Consider the following 17739-nt stretch of genomic DNA (forward strand, 5'->3'; position numbering starts at 1 on the left):
GTCGAGGAGTTCAGGAGGCGCGGTGCGTGCGGCGCGGGTTCGGCACCGCGTCGAGCAGCTTCACCGTGTACGGGTCGGTCGGTCGCTGCAGCACCTCGGCCGTGTGCCCCCGCTCGACCACGGCTCCCTGGTTGAGCACCATGATGTCGTCGGTGATCAGGCGGGCACTGAGCAGGTCGTGGGTGATGTAGAGCATCGAGACGCCCCACTGCTCGCGGAGGTCCTCGAGCAGGGCGAGCACCCCGGCCCGCAGCGAGACGTCGAGCATCGAGACGGGCTCGTCGGCGATGATCACCTGCGGGTCGCTCGCGAGTGCCCGGGCGATCACGACACGTTGGCGCTGGCCACCCGACAGCTGGTGCGGCAGCTTGGCCGCGAACTGCTCGACCGGCGTCAGACCGACCGTCTCGAGCAGCTCGAGCACCCGGCGCCGCGCCTCCTGACCGGTCAGGCCGGTGTAGTTCACGACGGGACGCGTGAGGGTGTACTCGACCGTGTGCAGCGGGTTCAGCGCCGCGTACGGGTCCTGGAAGACCATCTGCACGTCGCTGCGGAAGCTGCGCAGGGCGCGGCCGCGGAGCGCCGTGACGTCGGTGTCGCCGAACGTGACGCTGCCGCTCGTCGGCTTCTCGACGCCCGTGACGAGCTTGGCGATCGTGCTCTTGCCCGAGCCGCTCTGCCCGACGAGGGCGAGCGACTGGCCCGGTTCGAGCGTGAACGACACGTCGCGGACGGCCCGCACGGGGTCGTCGCCCCGACGAGGAGGCGCATAGGTCTTGGTCACGCCGCTCACGGTGATCGCGTGCTGCGCCGTGCGCTGGCCGCGCGTGGCGACGGTCGGCAGCGAGGTCGTCGTGTCGACGCGGCGGTCGCCCCGGGCCCGGCGGACCGAGCGGTCCTCGAACCCGGGCAGCGACACGACCTCGGCACGAGGGTCGGCGTAGTGCGACAGGAGCATCTTCGTGTAGTCGTCCTGCGGGTCGGCGAGCACGTCGGCCGAGCGACCGTCCTCGACGATGCGGCCCTCGTGCATCACGAGCACGCGCTGGGCCGACTCGAGCACGATCCCGAGGTCGTGGCTGATCAGGACGGCGGTGAAGCCCTCGCTCTGCTGCAGCGAGATGATCGTGTCCATCACGGCGTGCTGCACGAGCACGTCGAGCGCCGTGGTCGGCTCGTCGAAGACCATCAGCTGCGGCTCGAGCGACAGGGCGAGGGCGATCGAGACGCGCTGGCGCATGCCGCCCGACAGCTCGCCGGGGAACCGGGCGAGCACGCCCGCGTCGAGCTCGACCTTCGCGACCAGCTCGGCGGCGCGGCTGTGCCACCGGTCGCGCGGCACGTGGCCGTGGGCCTTGAACACGTCGACGAAGTGGTTGCGGATCGTGCGCACCGGGTTCAACGCGTTCATGCCCGACTGCAGCACCATCGCGAAGCCGCCCTGACGCTGCTGACGCAGGGCCTCGGTGTCGAGGTCACGGACGTCGGCGCCGTCGAACCAGATGCTGCCGCCGTTGGTACGCGCCGGCGGCTTCTGCAGCCGGGTCAGCGCGTAGCCGAGCGTCGACTTGCCCGAGCCGGACTCGCCGACCAGGCCGACGAACTCGCCCCGCTTGAGCCGGAACGACACGTGGTCGACGGCCTGCACGGGCTCGGCGCCGGCGCTCTCGTAGACGACGCTGAGGTCGCGGACGTCGAGCAGCACGTCGTCGGACGACGAGGAGGCGCGGTCGGCGGTGGTGAGGTCCGTGGCGGTCACTTGCGCGCCTCCTTCTTCTGCTTCGCGCCTTCGCGAAGTCGAGGGTTGCCGACGGCGTCGACGCCGAAGTTGATCAGGGTCAGGCTCATCGCCAGCAGGGCGATGCAGAGGCCGGGCGCGAAGAGCAGGATCCACTGGCCGGTGAGCAGGGCGTTCGAGTTCTGGGCCCAGTAGAGGATCGTGCCCCAGCTGACGATCGACGAGTCGCCGAGCCCCAGGAACTCGAGGCCGGCCTCGGCGAGGATCGCACTGGTCGCGGCGCCGAAGAAGGAGCCGGTGATCAGCGAGGTCATGTTGGGCAGGATCTCGCGGAACACGATGCGTCCCGCGCTCTCGCCCGAGAACCGTGCCGCCGTGACGAAGTCGCGCGAGCGCAGGGACTGCGTCTGGCTGCGCAGCACGCGGGCTCCCCACGCCCAGCCCGTGATGACGATCACCGCGAGGATCACGGTGATGCCGCCGTTCTGCAGGTAGGCCGCGATGACGATCATCAGGGGCAGACCGGGGATCACGAGGAACAGGTTCACGACGAAGCCGACGACGTCGCCGCCGAAGCCCTTCATGTAACCCCAGCTGAGCCCGATCGCCACGGCGACCAACGTCGACAGCACGCCCGCCACGACACCGACGAAGACGCTGATGCGGGCACCGTAGATCAGCTGGCTGAGGACGTCCTCGCCGGCCGCCGTCGTGCCCATCCAGTGGGCCCAGCTGGCGTCGGCGTTGCGCTCGAAGCCGTTCTCGCTGGCGCCGTAGGGGGCGAGCAGCGGGGCGAAGATCGCGACGAGCACGAAGACGCCGAAGATGACGACGCCGATCTTCGCCTTGGGGTTCGACCAGATGGTCGCGGCCATGCGGCCGATGGTGAGCCAGCGACTGGGCGCCTTCTGCTCGGCGGGCCCGGTGGGGGGCGCGCCTTCGGGCAGGTGGACGGACACGGTGGAGGTCATCGGCGGGTCCTTGGGTCGAGCACGCCGTACAAGATGTCGACGAGGAAGTTGGCGACGAGCACGCTGACCGTGATCATCAGGAAGAGGGCCTGCATCAGCGGGTAGTCCTGGCCGATGACGGCGTTGAACAGCAGGTAGCCGATGCCGGGGTAGCCGAACACCTGCTCGACGAGGATCGAGCCGCCGACCACGCCGCCCAGGGCGAGGCCGAAGCCGGTCAGGTTGGGCAGGATGGCGTTGCGGGCGGCGTAGCGCACGGCGACCGTGCGGCCCTTGAGCCCGTTGGCCTCGGCGAAGGTGACGTAGTCGTCGCCCAGCGTCGAGATCATCGCGTTGCGCATGCCGAGTATCCAGCCGCCGAGGCTCGTCAGCAGGATCGTGATCGCCGGGAGCACGGCGTGCTGCAGGGCGTCGCCGACGAAGGCCGGCGTGAACCCGGGCGTCGTCGTCGCGCCGTAGGCCCCCGTGGTGGGGAACCAGTGCAGCACGTAGCCCAGGAAGAACAGCAGCAGCAGAGCGGTCCAGAAGTACGGGAACGTGCTCATGAAGCTGCCCGACAGGGTGGGCAGCGAGTCGAGCCAGGTGCCGCGCTTCCAGGCCGCGGCGACCCCGATCAGGGTGCCGAGCACGAAGGCGATGATCGTGCAGACCCCGACGAGGATCAGCGTGAACGGCAGGGCCTGGCCGACCAGGTGGCCGACCGTCTCGGGGAAGAACGTGTAGCTCGTGCCGAAGTCCAGGCGCACGACCTGACCGAGGTAGCTGACGTACTGCTGGAGCACGTTGCCGCTCGGCACGCCGAGCTGGGCCTCGATGGCGGCGCGCGTCGCCGCGCTGACCGGGCCGTTCTGCGACAGCTTGGCGATCGCGGCGTCGGTCGGGCTGCCGGGCATCAACCGCGGCAGGATGAAGTTCAGCGTGACCGCGGCCCACAGGGTGAGCACGAACAGGCCGAGTTTCTGGGCTGCGTACTTCACTGGTCGCCCTCTTCCTGGTCGACGCGCTTGAGCTTCGTGAAGATCAGCAGCGGTGCCTGGTCGTAGTTCTGCGGTGCCATGTACGGGTTCTCGGCCGTGGGCCAGCCGGTGAACTTCGAGTCGTTGAACAGACCCCAGAGCCCGCCGTAGTAGAGGCCGATCACGGGCAGCTGGTCGTAGACGACGTTCTGCAACCGGTAGGCGTACTGCTTCTGCTGCTCGGGGTCGGTCGTGGCCTTCCAGTCGTCGAGCAGCTGGTCGACCGCCGGGTCGCTGAACCGCTCGAAGTTGGCCGCCGTGGTCTCGCCGACCGGGGTGGCGAACTGGCTGTTGAGCAGGTTGTTGTAGGCCTGGTAGACGTTGCCGTTGCCCATGCCGCCCATCGCCATGTCGAACTCGCCGTTCGCGATGGCCGACTGGTAGCCGGCCGGCTGGGGAGCCTGGATCTGCACGTCGATGCCGATCGCGCCCAACTGGCTCCGCACCTCCTGCACGGCCCGCAGCCAGTCGGTGTAGCCGTTGGCCGTCAGGATCGTGATCTCGAGCTGCTGGCCGTCGGGGCCGACCAGCTCGTCACCCTGCTGCGTGTAGCCCGACCGGGCGAACGCCGCGAGGGCGCCGTCGACGTCCTGCTCGAGGATGCCGGCGTTCGGGATCGACGGGTCGAGGTCGTCCTGCTGGTTGGGCAGGATGAGCCCGGTCTGACCGGCCGGCTCGAGGTAGCCCTCGGTGGCCGACTCGGCGATGGGGCCGCGGTCGAGCGCCAGGGCGATGCCACGACGCACGTTCACGTCGTCGAAGGGCGCCTTGGTGAGGTTCGGCACGAGCCCGATCACGCCGCCCGGCGGGAACCAGAACTGGTTGTCGGGGCTGGCGGCACCCCAGGTGCCCTCGACGTCGCTGATGAACGAGTACGACCAGTCATAACCGCGCGTGACGGTGTCGAGCTGGTTGTTCGTCGCGGGCAGGATCAGGTGACCGATCTCGATCTTGTCCGCCTGCCAGTAGGTCTCGTTCTTGTCCATCGAGTACTGCTGCGGCGAGTAGTTGCCGAGCGTGAACGGTCCGGTGCCCACCGGGTCGGGGTTGCGGAAGGTCGTGGGGTCGTCGACGTCCTTCCACAGGTGCTCGGGGACGATCGTCGTCTGACCGATGATCTCCATGGCCGGCACGTCGTCGGTCTGCAGGTGGAAGACCACGTGGTCGCCCTGCTGCTCGATCGTGTCGATGTGCTGCCACGCGCCCTTGAGGTCGAGCGTGGGGTTCGCCTTGATGAGGTCGAACGTGTAGACCACGTCGGCCGGGGTCATGGGCGTGCCGTCGGACCACTCGACGCCGTCGCGGATCGTCATGTCGATCGTGCGCGCGTCGGGCAGGACGGTCTCGCTCGCGAGCCAGGGCGTGATCTCGCCGTCGAGCGGGTTGATCTCGAGCAGGGGCTCGTAGATCCAGGTCGAGGCCGTGCGCTTGTTCGTGAGGAACGGGTTGAAGTTGCGCTCGAACTGCGGGTTGCCCTTGTCGGCGTTGATCAGCATCGTGTCGGCCCCGATGCTGGGGTCGGGCTGGCTGCGGATCTGGATGCTGCAGCCGGTGGCCACGAGCACGGCGGCCGTGGCCGCTGCCAGGGCCGCGAGCGTGCGGAAGCGTCGGCGTGGGTGTCGCCGAGGGGGTGTCGCGTGCGTCATCGCCACGTTCTCTCATTCGTCGTCGAGGTGAGCTGGGCCCACTGTAAGCGCATACATCGCAGGGGCGCAAGTGGTCGGCCCCGTCGAGAGGCCACGAGGAGGCGCGAGGTCGTTCGACGCCGAGCCAACCGTCAGGGGATGCCAGGGCCCGCACGCCAGAATCGGCGTCGGGTGCCGGTCACGGCACCCCGGCCGACCGGAGGGACCCGCATGGCCAGCACGACGCAGCTGCGAGCGCTCCGCGCCTCGCTGCCCGTGGTCGCCGAGCGGGCGCACGACATCGCCGACGACTTCTACCGCCGCCTGTTCGCGACGCGACCCGATCTGCTGCGGGACCAGTTCAACCGGGGGGACCTCGCCCAGGGGCGGCAGCAGCGCGAGCTCGCCCGCACGATCGTGGCGCTCGCCCAGGCCGTCCTCGACGCGGCCCCGGGGTCGACGCGTGCCGCCGGTGACGACCGGCACCGCGCCTCCTCGGGGGGTGGACCGTCCGGCGTCGACGGCGACGCCGACGCCGTCGGCCAGGCCGGGGCGCCGACCCTCGCACCGGCGACGCCCGGCGAGATCGTCTCGCGGTTGGCCCAGCGGCACGCGGCGCTCGGCGTCACCCGCGACGAGTACGACCTGTTCGAGCGGCACCTCGGCGACGCGTTCGCGGCCGCCCTCGGCCCCCGGCTCACGGCCGAGGTCGCCGACGCGTGGTCGGCCGTCTACCGGCAGGCCCGCGACGAGATGGTGACGACGGTCGAGGCGATCTACCGGCAGGCCGACCTCGAGCCGGGCGAGGAGTGGCGCGAGGCCCTCGTCACCGAACACCGCGTCGAGGCCGAGGACGTCGTCGCGCTCACCCTCGTCTCGGCCGACAGCGAGACGCTGCCGCGGTACCGTGCCGGCCAGTTCGCGTCGGTGCAGGTGCGGCTGCCCGACGGAGCCCGGCAGATCCGGCAGTACAGCCTGCGCGGCGGGCACGACGAGCAGTGGCGCATCAGCGCACGGCTGCTGGTCGGCGAACCGCCCGCCCCCGACGGCGAGGTCTCGTCGCACCTGATGCGCGAGCTGCGGGTGGGCGACGTGGTGAGCGTCTCGCCCCCGATCGGGTCGCTGACGATCGACGACCTCGACGACGCCCCGCTGCTGTTCGTCTCGGCGGGCATCGGCTGCACGCCCGTGCTCGGCATGCTCGACCACCTGGCCCGCACCGAGCCCGACCGCGTCGTGACGGTCCTGCACTTCGAGCGCACCCCCGAGCGGCACGCCCACCGCGTCGAGCTCGAGGCGCTGGTCGCGTCGATGCCGAACGCGACGCTGCGGGTCAGCTACACGCAGGGGTCGCTGTCGGCGCTCAGCGCGCTGGCCGAGGCGTCCATCGACGGGCCCGGGGTCTACCTCGACCCGATCGACCTGGCCCGGGTCGACCTCACCGCGTCGCACCGGGTGTTCCTGTGCGGGCCGGTGCCGTTCATGGCGATCGCCCGGGCGGCCCTGATCGGTCACGGCGTCGACGCCGACCGCGTGCACTACTTCGTCTTCGGGCCGGACGACGGTAGCGTCACGGGTGCCGACACCGGGCAGCGCGGACTGGGGTAGGACCGGGCGGAGGCGCCGGCCGACTCGCTGGCGGGGGCGCAGGCGGGCTCGCGGGCGGAGGCGCCGGCGGGCTCGCGAGCGGGCCACGCTCAGGGCGCGGGGCAGCTCTCGCGGAGCAGCACCTCGACCGGCAGGGTGACCCGCTGCGCGGGTGCTCCCGGGTCGGTCAGTCGCCGGACGACCGTCCGGACGGCGATGCGGCCGAGCTCGCCCATCGGCTGACGCACCGTGGTGAGCCGGGGCCGGGAGAACCGGCCGGCGTCGATGCCGTCGAACCCCGTCACGAGCACGCGACCGGGCACGTCGACGCCCTGCTCGCCGAAGACGTCGAGGACGCCGAGGGCCGACTGGTCGTTCGCGCAGAGGACGGCTCCGGGCAGGTCGCCGGCCTCGAGCAGGGCCGCCGCCGCACGACGACCGCCGGCACGGGAGAACTCGCCCGGCTCGACCCGGACCGTGACGCGCGCGCCGGACGCACGGTGCGCCTCGACGGCCCGGTCGAAACCGGCGTGACGGTCGAGTTCGTCGGGCGAGTCGGACGGTCCGGCGACGTAGGCGACGTCGCGAACCCCCCGCGACCCCAGCACGAAGTCGGTCAGGGCGTGCATGCCGGCGACGTTGTCGACGCCGACGTGGTCGAGGTCGTCGCCCGGTCGCGAGTCGGCGAGCACGACGACCGGGATGCGTCGTGCCACGTGCGCCAGCAGGTCGCCCGGCACCGTCTGGGCCAGCACCGCGAGCCCGTCGACCCGACCCGCGATGTCGTTGACCATCACCTCGCGGCTCGACCCCCGCCCGGCGGCGACCATGAGGGCGAAGCCCCGTCGCCAGGCCTCGACCTCGGCGCCGCGCAGCACCTCGTCGAAGTACAGGTTCGCCGGGTTCGACGCGTGGTCGCCCCGAGGAGGCGCGGTGAGGGTCGCCGCACCGCGGCCCGGGTCGACGACGGTCGGCGGGTCCGCCCGCTCGCGATCGTCGATCAGCGGGATGCGCGAGGCGTCCGACACCCGGGCCCAGTCGGGTTCGGGGCCGTCGATGCCGTCGTGGCCCGGCAGGAAGAGGCCGAGCACGCCCGTGCGTCGGCCGGCGAGGCCGCGGGCCGCGCCGCTCGGCACGTAGCCGAGGGCACGCACCGACTCGAGCACCCGGCTCCGGGTCTCGGGGCGCACGTCGTCGGGACGGCGCAGCACCCTCGACACCGTCGCGATCGACACGTCGGCGTGGGCGGCCACGTCGTAGACGGTCGGGGCCTTGGTCACGAGAGGTCCTCCAGGAGGGCGGCGGCGGGTCGCGGACCATCCTAGGTCGGTCGGTGCCCGGGGCCGACCCGCGCCTCCTGCCCCGGCCGGTGCGGGACGGCCGTCGGGTGCCGCCGGCGCGGACGTCGACGCGGGCGCCGTCGAGGGCGCCGTCGACGGACGTCGCGGGTGCCGTTTGTCGGAGTCGACGATGCGGGGCATACTCGGTATGCACGGGCGCCACGAGGCGACGCCGCGACTCGACCACAGGAGGCCACGTGACGGCACGACCGGACGGCGAGGCGGCCCCGTGACCGTGCGACTGGGCCTGCTGGCGATCCTCGACCAGGGCCCGGGGTACGGCTACCAGTTGCGCAGCGAGTTCGACCGACGCACCGGGTCCACCTGGCCGCTCAACGTCGGCCAGGTGTACTCCACCCTCGACCGGCTCGACCGCGACGGCCTCGTCGAGCGTGACGAGCCCTCGCCCCGCGACACGTCGCCCGAGGCCGACGGGTCGCCGGGGTCCGACGGATCGCCCGGGTCCGACGGGTCGCCCGCCGCCGAGGCCTCGGTGGCGGGCACCGGGCAGGCCGCCGGAGAACACCAGCGACTCTGGCGCATCACGGCCGCCGGACGGGCCGAGGTCGCCCACTGGCTCGGAACGGCCGTCGACACCCCCGACGCCACCCGTGACGAGCTGCCGCTCAAGTTCGCCCTCGCCGCGACCCTGCCGGGGGTGGACGTGGCGACGCTCGTGCAGACGCAGCGCCGCGCCTCCTTGGCGAAGCTGCAGCGACTCACCCGGACCAAGCACGCCGGGGGCGACCCGGAGGCGCCCGGCGAGTTCGCCTGGCGCCTCGTCGTCGACTCGATGATCTTCGCGGCCGAGGCCGAGGTGCGCTGGCTCGACCACGTCGAGTCGAGCCTGCGCCGGGCGTCGCTCGCCGAACGGCAGTGGGCGGTCGAGGCCGTGGCCCCGACGACGAGCGGGCCCGGGTCCCCTGCCCGGACGCCGGGGCCGGCGCGGGCCGCACGAGGTCGGTCGTGACCGAGCGCGCCGAGGTGCTGACCCTGCTCGCGGTGGGGCACGAACACGGAACCGGCGACCTCGCCCGCACTGCCCTCGACGGCGTGAGCCTGACCGTCCTCGAGGGCGAGCTGGTCGCCGTCATGGGCGCGTCCGGCTCGGGCAAGTCGACCTTGCTGGCGATCGCGGGCGGCCTGACGACGCCGACCGCAGGGCACGTGCAGGTCGACGGCACCTGGCTCGCCGACCTGAGCGCGGCCGAGGTCGCGCGGGTGCGACGACGGTCGGTCGGCTTCGTGTTCCAGCAGTTCAACCTCGTCTCGACGTTGACCGCGGCCGAGAACGTCGCCCTGCCGCTCGAACTCGACGGCATCGGCACCCGTGCCGCCCGGCGTGCCGCCGACGACGCGCTGGCCACCCTGGGCCTGGCCGCTCGAGGACGGGCCTTCCCTGCCGAGCTCTCGGGCGGCGAGCAGCAGCGCGTCGCGATCGCCCGCGCCCTGGTCGGCAGCCGTCGCCTGGTGCTCGCCGACGAGCCGACCGGCGCGCTCGACAGCAGCACGGGCGACGAGGTCATGGGCCTGTTGCGCGAACGGGTCGACGCGGGTGCCGCGGGCCTGCTCGTCACGCACGACGCCCGCCACGCCGCCTGGGCCGACCGGATCGTGTTCCTCCGCGACGGCCGCCTCGTCGACGAGTCCGCGCCGCGGGGGCCCGAGTCGCTGCTGACCCCGGAGGCGCGGTGACGGCCGGCGGCCTCGTCGCGCGTCGACAGGTGCTCAGGCGCCTGCGCGAGTACGTGATGGTCATGCTGCTGATCGCGCTGCCCGTGGCCGGCGCCTCGGGGGCGGCGGTGCTCGTCGCGAGCGCGATGCCCACGACCCGGCAGGAGATCACCTCGACGCTGGGCCAGACGGCCGCCCGGGTGCACTGGACCGGCTACGACACCCGGCAGTCCGTCCGGGGGCTGAACCAGTGGTCGGGCGACGAGGTGACCTACCGCGCGCCGGCCGACGTCGTGCCCGGGGTCGAGCGGACGCTCACCCTGCGCACCCTCTGGACCCGGGTCGGCACGTCCCCTGCCGGCGTCGTGATCGGACCGGTGACCGACCCGGCCTTCGAGGGCCGCTACGTGCTCGAGCGGGGGCGCGCCGCCGAGCGGGGCGATGAGGTGCTCGTCACGCCCGCCCTCGCCCGCGACGACGGGCTCGGGACGGGATCGACCACGACCGTGCACCGCGTCCCCGGCGCCGACGGCCCGCGCGACCTCGAGGTCACGGTCGTCGGCATCATGTCCGAGGTCGGCGGCGGCACGGACGACCGGCAGGTGTTCGCCCGCGACGACCTGGCGGCGGGCCTGCCCGATCCGTCGTCGACGGCCTCGGCGTCGTCGACGTCGTCCGAGCAGTACCTCGTGGGGGACGCCGTCGACTGGGGCGAGGTGCGCGAGTTGGGACGCGCGGGATTCGTCGTCTGGTCGGCGGCGGTCGTCGCCGACCCCCCGCCCGAGGGCACCCCCGGGCTCGAGAGCGAGGCGGGTTACGGCAGCACGGGCACCTACGCCGCCCTCGGCGTGGTCTTCGCCGTCTTCGCCGGCGCCGAGGTCGCCCTGCTCGCGGGGGCGGCCTTCGGGGTCGGGGCCCGTCGGCAACGCCGCACGCTGGCCGTGCTGGCCGCGGTCGGGGCCGACCAGCGCACGCTGACCCGGATCGTGACGCGGCAGGGGGTGTGGGTCGGCGTCGTCGCCGCGGTCACCGGTCTCGCCGTGGGAGTCGACCTCGGCATCGGCGTCGTGGCCCTCGCCCGTCGAGCCGGCGTCGACGTGGGCCCGTTCGCCTTCTGGGGCGTCCACGTCCCCGGCGTCGTGGTCGCGGGCATCGGACTCTTCGCCGTCGCCGTGTCGTGGATCGCGGCCGTGGTGCCCGCGCGCCGTGCCGCCCGGGTCGACGTGATGGACTCGCTGCGCGGCGGGACGGCCTCGGGGGCGGTGGACGCCGCGTCGGACCGCGGCCGCGGCCGACGATCCGCCGTGCTCGCCGGCGTCCTCGTCGTCGGCGGCGTCCTCGCCTGCTTCGGGGCGGGATGGGTCTCGTACGCCACCTCGGTCCCGGTCGGCTCACGCTGGTGGTGGGCGGCGTTCGTCGGCCTCGCGGTCTCCGCCGTGGCCGCCCTCGTCGGCGTCCTGCTGCTCGTGCCGGCACTCGTCCGTCGGCTCGGGCGCGCGTCCACGCTCGCACCCGTGCCGTTGCGGCTCGCCCTGCGCGACGCCTCCCACGGCGTCGCCCGCACGGCTCCCGCCGTGGCGGCCGTCACCACGGCGGTGTTCGTCGCGGTGTTCGGCGTCTCGATGTCGACCGCGGCCGCACGACAGTCCGAGGACTCCTTCTACCGCCCCTACCCGGCGGGCACCGTGGCGATCTCGTACGACCAGGCGTCCGACCTCCGCGTGCCGGGCGGCTCCCCCGAGGCGGCCTCGCTCGACTCCGCGGCCGTCGCCGCCGTCGCGCGCGGCCTCCCGGTGAGCGACCGTGCCGTGTGGCAGACCCCGGTCCCCAGCGGTTACGACTCGAACGGCGCCCCGGTCGCCGTCGACGCGGTCACGCCGTGGGCCGTGCTGACCGTCCCCGACCGTTGCGACTCGTCGACGGGGCGCCTCGAGGGCCTGTCGTCCCGTGAGGCGCAGCGGATCACCGATGCCGACCCGGCCTGCGACTACCCGCTCGGCTCGTTCACGTCACAGGACAACATCATCGTGACCGACGAGGACGGCCTCGCCGTGACCCTGGGGGCCGCTCCGTCCACGGCCGCCCGAGCCGCGTTCGAGTCGGGCGGCGTCATCGCCTTCGACCCGTCGCTCGTCGTCGAGGGCGAGGCCACCATCGGTCTCGCCACCCCGGCCGAGGTCGAGGACGGCTTCGACGCCTCGGCCACCCCCTCGACGTCCGTGTCGCTCCCGGCCGTCGTCCAGCGTCCGACGACGCTCAGCACCGGGGCCGTCCTGATGAGCCCCGGGACCGCCGAGCGGCTGGGCTTCGAGCTGACCCAGCGTGCCGTGGTGATGGCCACCGACCGGCAACCGACCGAGGACGAGGCCGCCGGCCTCCGGGCCGAGGTCACCACCGCCACCGACGGCCGGGCGACGGTCGAGACGAGTCCCGTCGATCGGGGCCTCGACCTGGCCCTCGTCCTGGCACTCCTCGCGACGACCCTCGTCTGCGCCGCGGCGGCAGCGGTCGCCCTGGGGCTGGCCCGCGCCGAGGGGCTGAGCGACCAGGTGACCATGCAGGCCGTCGGAGGCACGGACGCCCAGCGACGCGCCATGTCGTTCTGGCAGGGCGTGGTGGTCGTCGGCACGGGTGCCGTGCTGGGCACGATCCTGGGGCTGGTGCCGACGGGGGCCATGGTCTGGGCCTCGGACCTGCCGTTCGCCCCACCGTGGTGGGTGCTCGCCGTCGTGGCCGTCGGGCTTCCCCTCGTCGTCGCCGCCGGCAGTGCACTCACGAGCCGTCGACCGGCCTCCCTCGTGCGACGACCCGTGCTGGACTGACGAGCAGGCGGGCCGCCGCTAGCGGGTCTCGTCGACGCGACGACGCCGCCCGACGCCGACGCCGACCACGCCGACCGCGACGATCAACAGGGCGGCGAGGGCCACCGGACCCGGCTCCGAACCGGTCCACGCGAGAGCGGCCGAGGAGGCGCGGGCCGGGTCGGCGGCGAGCGGGTGCCCCGGGGCACCCGCCGGGACGACGGTCTCGCCCGGCGAGGCGCCCGGCGTGGGCGACGCCGACCCCGGACCGGCCGGTGCGGCCCCGGGCTCGGCCGGGACGCCGGCCTCGTCACCCGGCACGGGAGCCGGGACCGGGTCGACGGCGAAGAGGACGACGGGACCGGTCGCCGAGACGACGTCGTCCACGGTCCAGGTGACGGCCGAGACCTGCCAGGCACCCGCGGCGAGGCCGGCGAACGTCGCGCGGAACGTGCCGTCCTGCTCGGCACGGACCGTCGACGACTCGGCAGCGGCGGGAGCGGCCGCGGAGGCCCGGGCCGTCGCGGGCAGGTCCCCGGCGGGCAGGTCCCCGGCGGGCAGGTCTCCGGTGGGCAGATCCCCGGCGGGCGGGCTCCCGGCGGGCGGGCTCGCGGCGGGCTCGACGGTGACGGTGACGCGGGCGGAGTCGACCGAGGTGCCCTCGACGACCACGGCCTGCCCCGAGGGCAGACGGTCGCCGTCGGCCGGTGAGGTGACGACCGGGCCGGCCAGCGCCTCCTGCACCTCGACGTCGACGACCGCGCTCGAGCCCGACGACCCGACCACGGAGAACGACAGGGGCCCCGTCGGGGTGCCGGGCGAGAGCCGGACGGGCAGCTGGACGCGGCCGCGCTGATCGGCGACGGTCGACGTCGAGTCGTCGAACGCCTCGCCCCCGGCCCGGACCGTCTCACCGGGCACGAAGCCGGCGCCCCGCAGGATGGCCGCCGCGCCCGCCTGCAGCACGCCGTCGGGGGCGACGGCGACCGCCCCGCGTCCCAGGTCTTCGGTCACGGCCGCGAAGGCGTCGACCATGCCGGCCCCGAAGTATTCGGGGGGAGTCTCACCGCCGGCCTGCCGGGCGAGCAGGTCCCGCAGTTCGGCCGGGGTCGCGCCCGGGTGCACGCTTGCCAGCAGGGCCGCGACCCCGGCGACGTGCGGAGCCGCCATCGAGGTCCCGCTGAGGGCGGCGAACCCGCCACCGGGGACCGTGCTGAGCACGGCGGCCCCGGGGGCCGTCAGGTCCACGACGCCCGCACCGTAGTTCGAGAACCGGGACTTCTCGATCGAACCGCCTCCGCCCTGCTGGGCCGACGAGACGGTGACGACACCGTCGACCTCGGCGGGAAGCTGCGAGCACCCCTGCGAGACGTCGCGCCCCGGCTGCGGGGTCGAGTCGTTCGGGCTGAGCGAGTCGGCGGTCTTGTGGGCGAGGTCGACGGCGACGGCACCGACCGTGGCGTTGCCGGCGGCCGCCACGTCGAGGACGCCTTCGTGCTGGGACCAGGCGACCGCCCGCGCGACCGCGTCGAGGGCCGGGGCCTGGTCGGGGTCGGCCGAGCACCAGGCGGCCCACGGGTCGACGAAGAAGCTCGCGTTCGTCACGTCCATCTGCTGCTGCGCCGCCCACATGTAGCCGCAGATCGCGTACTCGGGGTAGATGAAGCCGTCCGCGTCGACGACCTTGACGCTGGCCAACCGCACGCCCGGGGCGACCCCGACGACACCCCGGCCGTCGTCGGCCGCGGCGATGATGCCCGCCACGTGCGTGCCGTGCTCGCGGGTGCTCGTCGCGGCGTCGGACGACGGCGCCCAGGCGGCGGGGTCGGGGTCGGCGACGCCGTCCACGCTGCAACCCACGGAGGCGGCCGGGTCGACCTGCGAGACGAGGTCGGGGTGCGTCGCGTCGACGCCGCTGTCGAGCACGCCGACCAGCACGTCGGGGCTCCCGGGCTGCACCGCACGCGCCTCGGCGGCGTGGACGGCCTGGTCGTTCCACCGCCGCTCCTCGCCGGGATCGGCGACGTCGGCGACCCGCTCGGCCAGACCGGTCGCCTGCACTCCCGTCGACGGGACGGCAGAGGACTCGGCGTCGCCACCCGCGTCGGCGTCGGGCGTCGCACGGACGGCGGCCGTCCGGGTCGGGCCGGCCGACTCGACGGACGAGGAGGCGCGGACCCGGTCGACGAAACCGGCGGCGGTCGACCGAGCGGTCACCACCCCGATCTCGTCCCACCGGGCGAGGACGGTACCGCCCGCGGCGACCACCGCGGCCGAGGCCGCCTCGGTCGTGACGGCGCCCGGCACCGCGTTGACGACGTAGTTCATCGCATCGACGGCAGCCGCGGCGGGGGCTGCGGCAGGCGTCGCGCTCGAGGCGGGCGCGGACAGCTCGGGCACGTCGGCCGCGGGGGCCGGTGACGCGGAGGCGATCGGGGCCGGTGACGAGGCGGCGGTCGCCGGGGCGTCCGCCGCGACGGCCGTGACCGGTGCGAACACGAGGACCGCGGCGAGCGCTGCCCCACCCACGCCACGGGTCGATCGACGAGCGGGACGGCGTCGAGGGCTGTGGGTCACCTGGCAACGATAGGCGGCGACCGGTCACGACGGGGTCACGATCCCGCCTCCCGTTCGAGGGACTCGCCGACCCGGCCGCACGTCGACCCGGCGGCCCGCCGGTCCGCCGGCCCGGCGGCCCGTGCTCGTCCGGGCGTCAGGCGGCCGGGCCGCCCTCGGCCTCGGCCTCGGCCTCGGCCTCGAAGACGAGTTCGCGCAGCACGGGGGCGAGCTTGGCGTCGAACGCCCCCGTGTAGTGGGTGAAGTCCCGCTTGACGGGCACGTCGTCGACGAAGGCGGGGCAGAGCCCGTCGACGCAGAGGAACCGCGACGTGTCGACGAGGGAACCGCCCAGGGCGCTCATCGTCTTCTGCGTCTCGGCGAGGTTGGCGGCGTGATCCGCCGACACGGACGAGATGCAGTCGACGGGCGAACCGCCCGGGCGGTAGCAGTCGTCGAGCGACCGGTGTGCCGGCGGGGGCGTGACGAACACGGTGCGCGTCGCCGCGCCGCCCACCGACTCGAGCTGGCGCTGCAGTGCCTCGGCGTACTCGCGCGGCGTGACGGGTGCGCCGGTGTCGGCGTGTTCGAACGGGACGAAGGAGTTCGTGACGACGAGCAGGTCGGGTGCCGTCTCCACGATCGTCCGGACGGCGTCGGCCTGGTGGGTGGTACAGCTCTCGGGATCGGAATTCTGGGCGACGGCGAGATCGACGAACGGGCAGCCGAACAGGGGCAGCGCGACCAGGCGCCACCCGCTGTCGTCCGGTTCGACGATCTCGACCACGGCGTCCAGCTCGGCGGCGGCCGTCGAGTCGCCCACGAGGACGACCGTCTTGTCGCCGGTGCCGAAGGTGCACTCGGCGCGCGGCAGGGGCAGATCGACGCGACCGCAGTCGTTGTTCGCCCCGAACGGCATGGTGTCGCCCGGGTCGGGGGTCAACGTCGGCCACGAGGTCGCCGCCAGCGCGGCCCGGACCGACTCGGCCATCGCCCCCTCGGCCGGACCGACCGGACCGGAGGAGCCGTCGCCGTCGGCACCGCCGTCGGACGCCCCGGCCTCGACGGAGGCCCCGAGGCCGGTGCCCCCTGCGACGGGCGGGAGCACGGGCGGCGCCGCCACGGGCCGGACCGAGACCACCGCGGCCACCACCATCACGACGGCCAGCATGCCGAGGCCCCCGAGGGCGGCTCGACCGGCGGACGGCGCCTGGTCGTCGGCCCAGCGACGCCACAGCCGACGACCGCCCTCGCCGCGTCGCGGGGCGAGCAGGGGCGACGAGATGAAGGGCTTCTCGACGAGGTGGTGACCCACCACGGCGAAGCCGAGCGACAGGGGGTAGGCCAGCAGCTCGCCCTCGGGCACGACCGCGCGGATCATGACGACGATCGGGAAGTGCCAGAGGTAGAGCGAGTAGCTGATCGCACCCAGGTAGTCGGTGACCCGGTTCGCCAGGGGCGCCGGTGCGACGGCCCCGGGCACGCCGCCGCCCACGACGACCGCCAGGGTGGCGACCACGGGAAGCGCTGCCCACGGGCCCGGGAACGCGGTCTGCCCGTCGACGACCACGACGCTCGCCAGGATGCCGACGAGACCGAGCCAGCCGAGCGTCGTGCCGATCGCCCGCGGCAACCGCCGGGTCAGCGGAACGGCCAGCGCCGCCAGGGCACCGAGCCCGAGTTCCCAGACCCGGGTCAGCGTCGAGAAGTAGGCGCCCGTCGGGTCGCCCGCCGTGTCGACCACGGCCCAGACGAACGACGCCGCGCAGAGGGCGGTGATCACCGCCGCGAGCACGAGCCGCCGGCCAGGCCCCGTGTCCGCCTCGCGTGAGACGGGTGCGGGCCGCCCGGGACGCCGGAGCCCGGCGCCCAGGACGACGATCACGAGGAGCGGCCAGAACGCGTAGAACTGCTCTTCGACCGAGAGGGACCAGAGGTGCTGGAACGCCGAGACGGGCCCGTCGGCGGTGAAGTAGTCGGTGCCCACGGCGGCGAAGTGCCAGTTGGCCACGAAGGCGAGGGAGTAGAGGGCGTCGACCCCGAGCCCGACCACGCGGCGGTCGGGCAGGAGGACCGTCGCGGCGAGCAGGGTCGCGGCGACGACGACGAGCGCCGCCGGCAGGAGGCGTCGGACCCGGCGACGGTAGAAGTCGGCCAGCGAGATGCGGCCCGTCCGGGCGTGCTCACGGAGCAACAACCCGGTGATCAGGAAGCCCGAGATCACGAAGAAGACGTCGACGCCCACGAAGCCGCCGTGCGGCCAGCCCGAGACGTGCTCGAGCACGACCGCGACGACGGCGACGGCGCGCAACCCCTGGACGTCGCGACGGAATCCTGCCGACCCGCCGCCCGTCGAGGAAGCACCGCCCCGACGCGACGACGAGGGAGCGGACGGAGGACGGTGGGGGGTCGAGTCGGACATGCTTCTCTC

11 protein-coding genes are annotated in these 17739 nt (G+C 73.8%); 4 read left to right on the forward strand and 7 right to left on the reverse strand.

Going from position 1 to position 17739, the window contains the following annotated elements; genetic code table 11:
• Positions 1-10: 10 nt before the first annotated feature.
• Genes ARTHRO9V_RS03280 through ARTHRO9V_RS03295 form a run of 4 tightly spaced genes read right to left on the reverse strand, consistent with a single transcriptional unit; the run spans position 11 to position 5371 of the window.
• Complete coding sequence (locus tag ARTHRO9V_RS03280; RefSeq protein ID WP_201298908.1) at positions 11-1759, reverse strand: ABC transporter ATP-binding protein; 1749 nt, start codon at positions 1757-1759, stop codon at positions 11-13.
• A complete protein-coding gene (locus ARTHRO9V_RS03285; RefSeq protein WP_123570899.1) occupies positions 1756-2709 on the reverse strand; it encodes an ABC transporter permease in 954 nt (317 codons plus the stop codon). The genes ARTHRO9V_RS03280 and ARTHRO9V_RS03285 overlap by 4 nt, the downstream gene beginning before the upstream one ends.
• Positions 2706-3686, reverse strand: a complete 981-nt coding sequence (locus ARTHRO9V_RS03290; RefSeq protein ID WP_056049705.1) for an ABC transporter permease — start codon at positions 3684-3686, stop codon at positions 2706-2708. Before ARTHRO9V_RS03290 ends, ARTHRO9V_RS03285 begins: the two co-directional genes overlap by 4 nt.
• The gene (locus ARTHRO9V_RS03295; RefSeq protein WP_159825579.1) at positions 3683-5371 is read right to left on the reverse strand and encodes an ABC transporter substrate-binding protein; all 1689 of its coding nucleotides are present in this window, start codon (positions 5369-5371) and stop codon (positions 3683-3685) included. The genes ARTHRO9V_RS03290 and ARTHRO9V_RS03295 overlap by 4 nt, the downstream gene beginning before the upstream one ends.
• Positions 5372-5581: 210 nt before the next feature.
• Here ARTHRO9V_RS03295 and ARTHRO9V_RS03300 point away from each other — a divergent pair, with 210 nt between their 5' ends.
• Positions 5582-6958: a globin domain-containing protein gene (locus tag ARTHRO9V_RS03300; protein ID WP_159825581.1), complete on the forward strand. Its 1377-nt coding sequence runs from the start codon at positions 5582-5584 to the stop codon at positions 6956-6958.
• An 89-nt stretch (positions 6959-7047) separates the two neighbouring features.
• Here ARTHRO9V_RS03300 and ARTHRO9V_RS03305 read toward each other — a convergent pair whose 3' ends face one another.
• Complete coding sequence (locus ARTHRO9V_RS03305; RefSeq protein ID WP_056049712.1) at positions 7048-8217, reverse strand: LacI family DNA-binding transcriptional regulator; 1170 nt, start codon at positions 8215-8217, stop codon at positions 7048-7050.
• A 289-nt stretch (positions 8218-8506) separates the two neighbouring features.
• Here ARTHRO9V_RS03305 and ARTHRO9V_RS03310 point away from each other — a divergent pair, with 289 nt between their 5' ends.
• Genes ARTHRO9V_RS03310 through ARTHRO9V_RS03320 form a run of 3 tightly spaced genes read left to right on the forward strand, consistent with a single transcriptional unit; the run spans position 8507 to position 12773 of the window.
• Positions 8507-9247, forward strand: a complete 741-nt coding sequence (locus ARTHRO9V_RS03310; protein WP_159825583.1) for a PadR family transcriptional regulator — start codon at positions 8507-8509, stop codon at positions 9245-9247.
• Positions 9244-9972: an ABC transporter ATP-binding protein gene (locus ARTHRO9V_RS03315; RefSeq protein ID WP_056049874.1), complete on the forward strand. Its 729-nt coding sequence runs from the start codon at positions 9244-9246 to the stop codon at positions 9970-9972. Before ARTHRO9V_RS03310 ends, ARTHRO9V_RS03315 begins: the two co-directional genes overlap by 4 nt.
• Positions 9969-12773 (forward strand): FtsX-like permease family protein, encoded by a 2805-nt coding sequence (locus ARTHRO9V_RS03320; protein WP_159825585.1) that lies wholly within the window; start codon positions 9969-9971, stop codon positions 12771-12773. The genes ARTHRO9V_RS03315 and ARTHRO9V_RS03320 overlap by 4 nt, the downstream gene beginning before the upstream one ends.
• An 18-nt stretch (positions 12774-12791) precedes the next feature.
• Here the strand turns inward: ARTHRO9V_RS03320 and ARTHRO9V_RS03325 are convergent, their stop codons facing one another.
• A complete protein-coding gene (locus tag ARTHRO9V_RS03325; protein ID WP_159825587.1) occupies positions 12792-15329 on the reverse strand; it encodes a S8 family serine peptidase in 2538 nt (845 codons plus the stop codon).
• A 136-nt stretch (positions 15330-15465) separates the two neighbouring features.
• Complete coding sequence (locus ARTHRO9V_RS03330) at positions 15466-17730, reverse strand: acyltransferase family protein (RefSeq protein WP_159825589.1); 2265 nt, start codon at positions 17728-17730, stop codon at positions 15466-15468.
• Positions 17731-17739: the final 9 nt, after the last annotated feature.

Source organism: Frigoribacterium sp. 9N, assembly GCF_902506305.1.
In the GTDB taxonomy this organism is placed as follows: Bacteria; Actinomycetota; Actinomycetes; order Actinomycetales; family Microbacteriaceae; genus Frigoribacterium.

Bases quoted from the DNA above. Each gene is read 5' to 3' on its own strand.
- ARTHRO9V_RS03285 (WP_123570899.1), bottom strand. From the start codon at position 2,709: ATGACCTCCACCGTGTCCGTCCACCTGCCCGAAGGCGCGCCCCCCACC.
- ARTHRO9V_RS03295 (WP_159825579.1), bottom strand. From the start codon at position 5,371: ATGACGCACGCGACACCCCCTCGGCGACACCCACGCCGACGCTTCCGC.
- ARTHRO9V_RS03300 (WP_159825581.1), top strand. From the start codon at position 5,582: ATGGCCAGCACGACGCAGCTGCGAGCGCTCCGCGCCTCGCTGCCCGTG.
- ARTHRO9V_RS03330 (WP_159825589.1), bottom strand. From the start codon at position 17,730: ATGTCCGACTCGACCCCCCACCGTCCTCCGTCCGCTCCCTCGTCGTCG.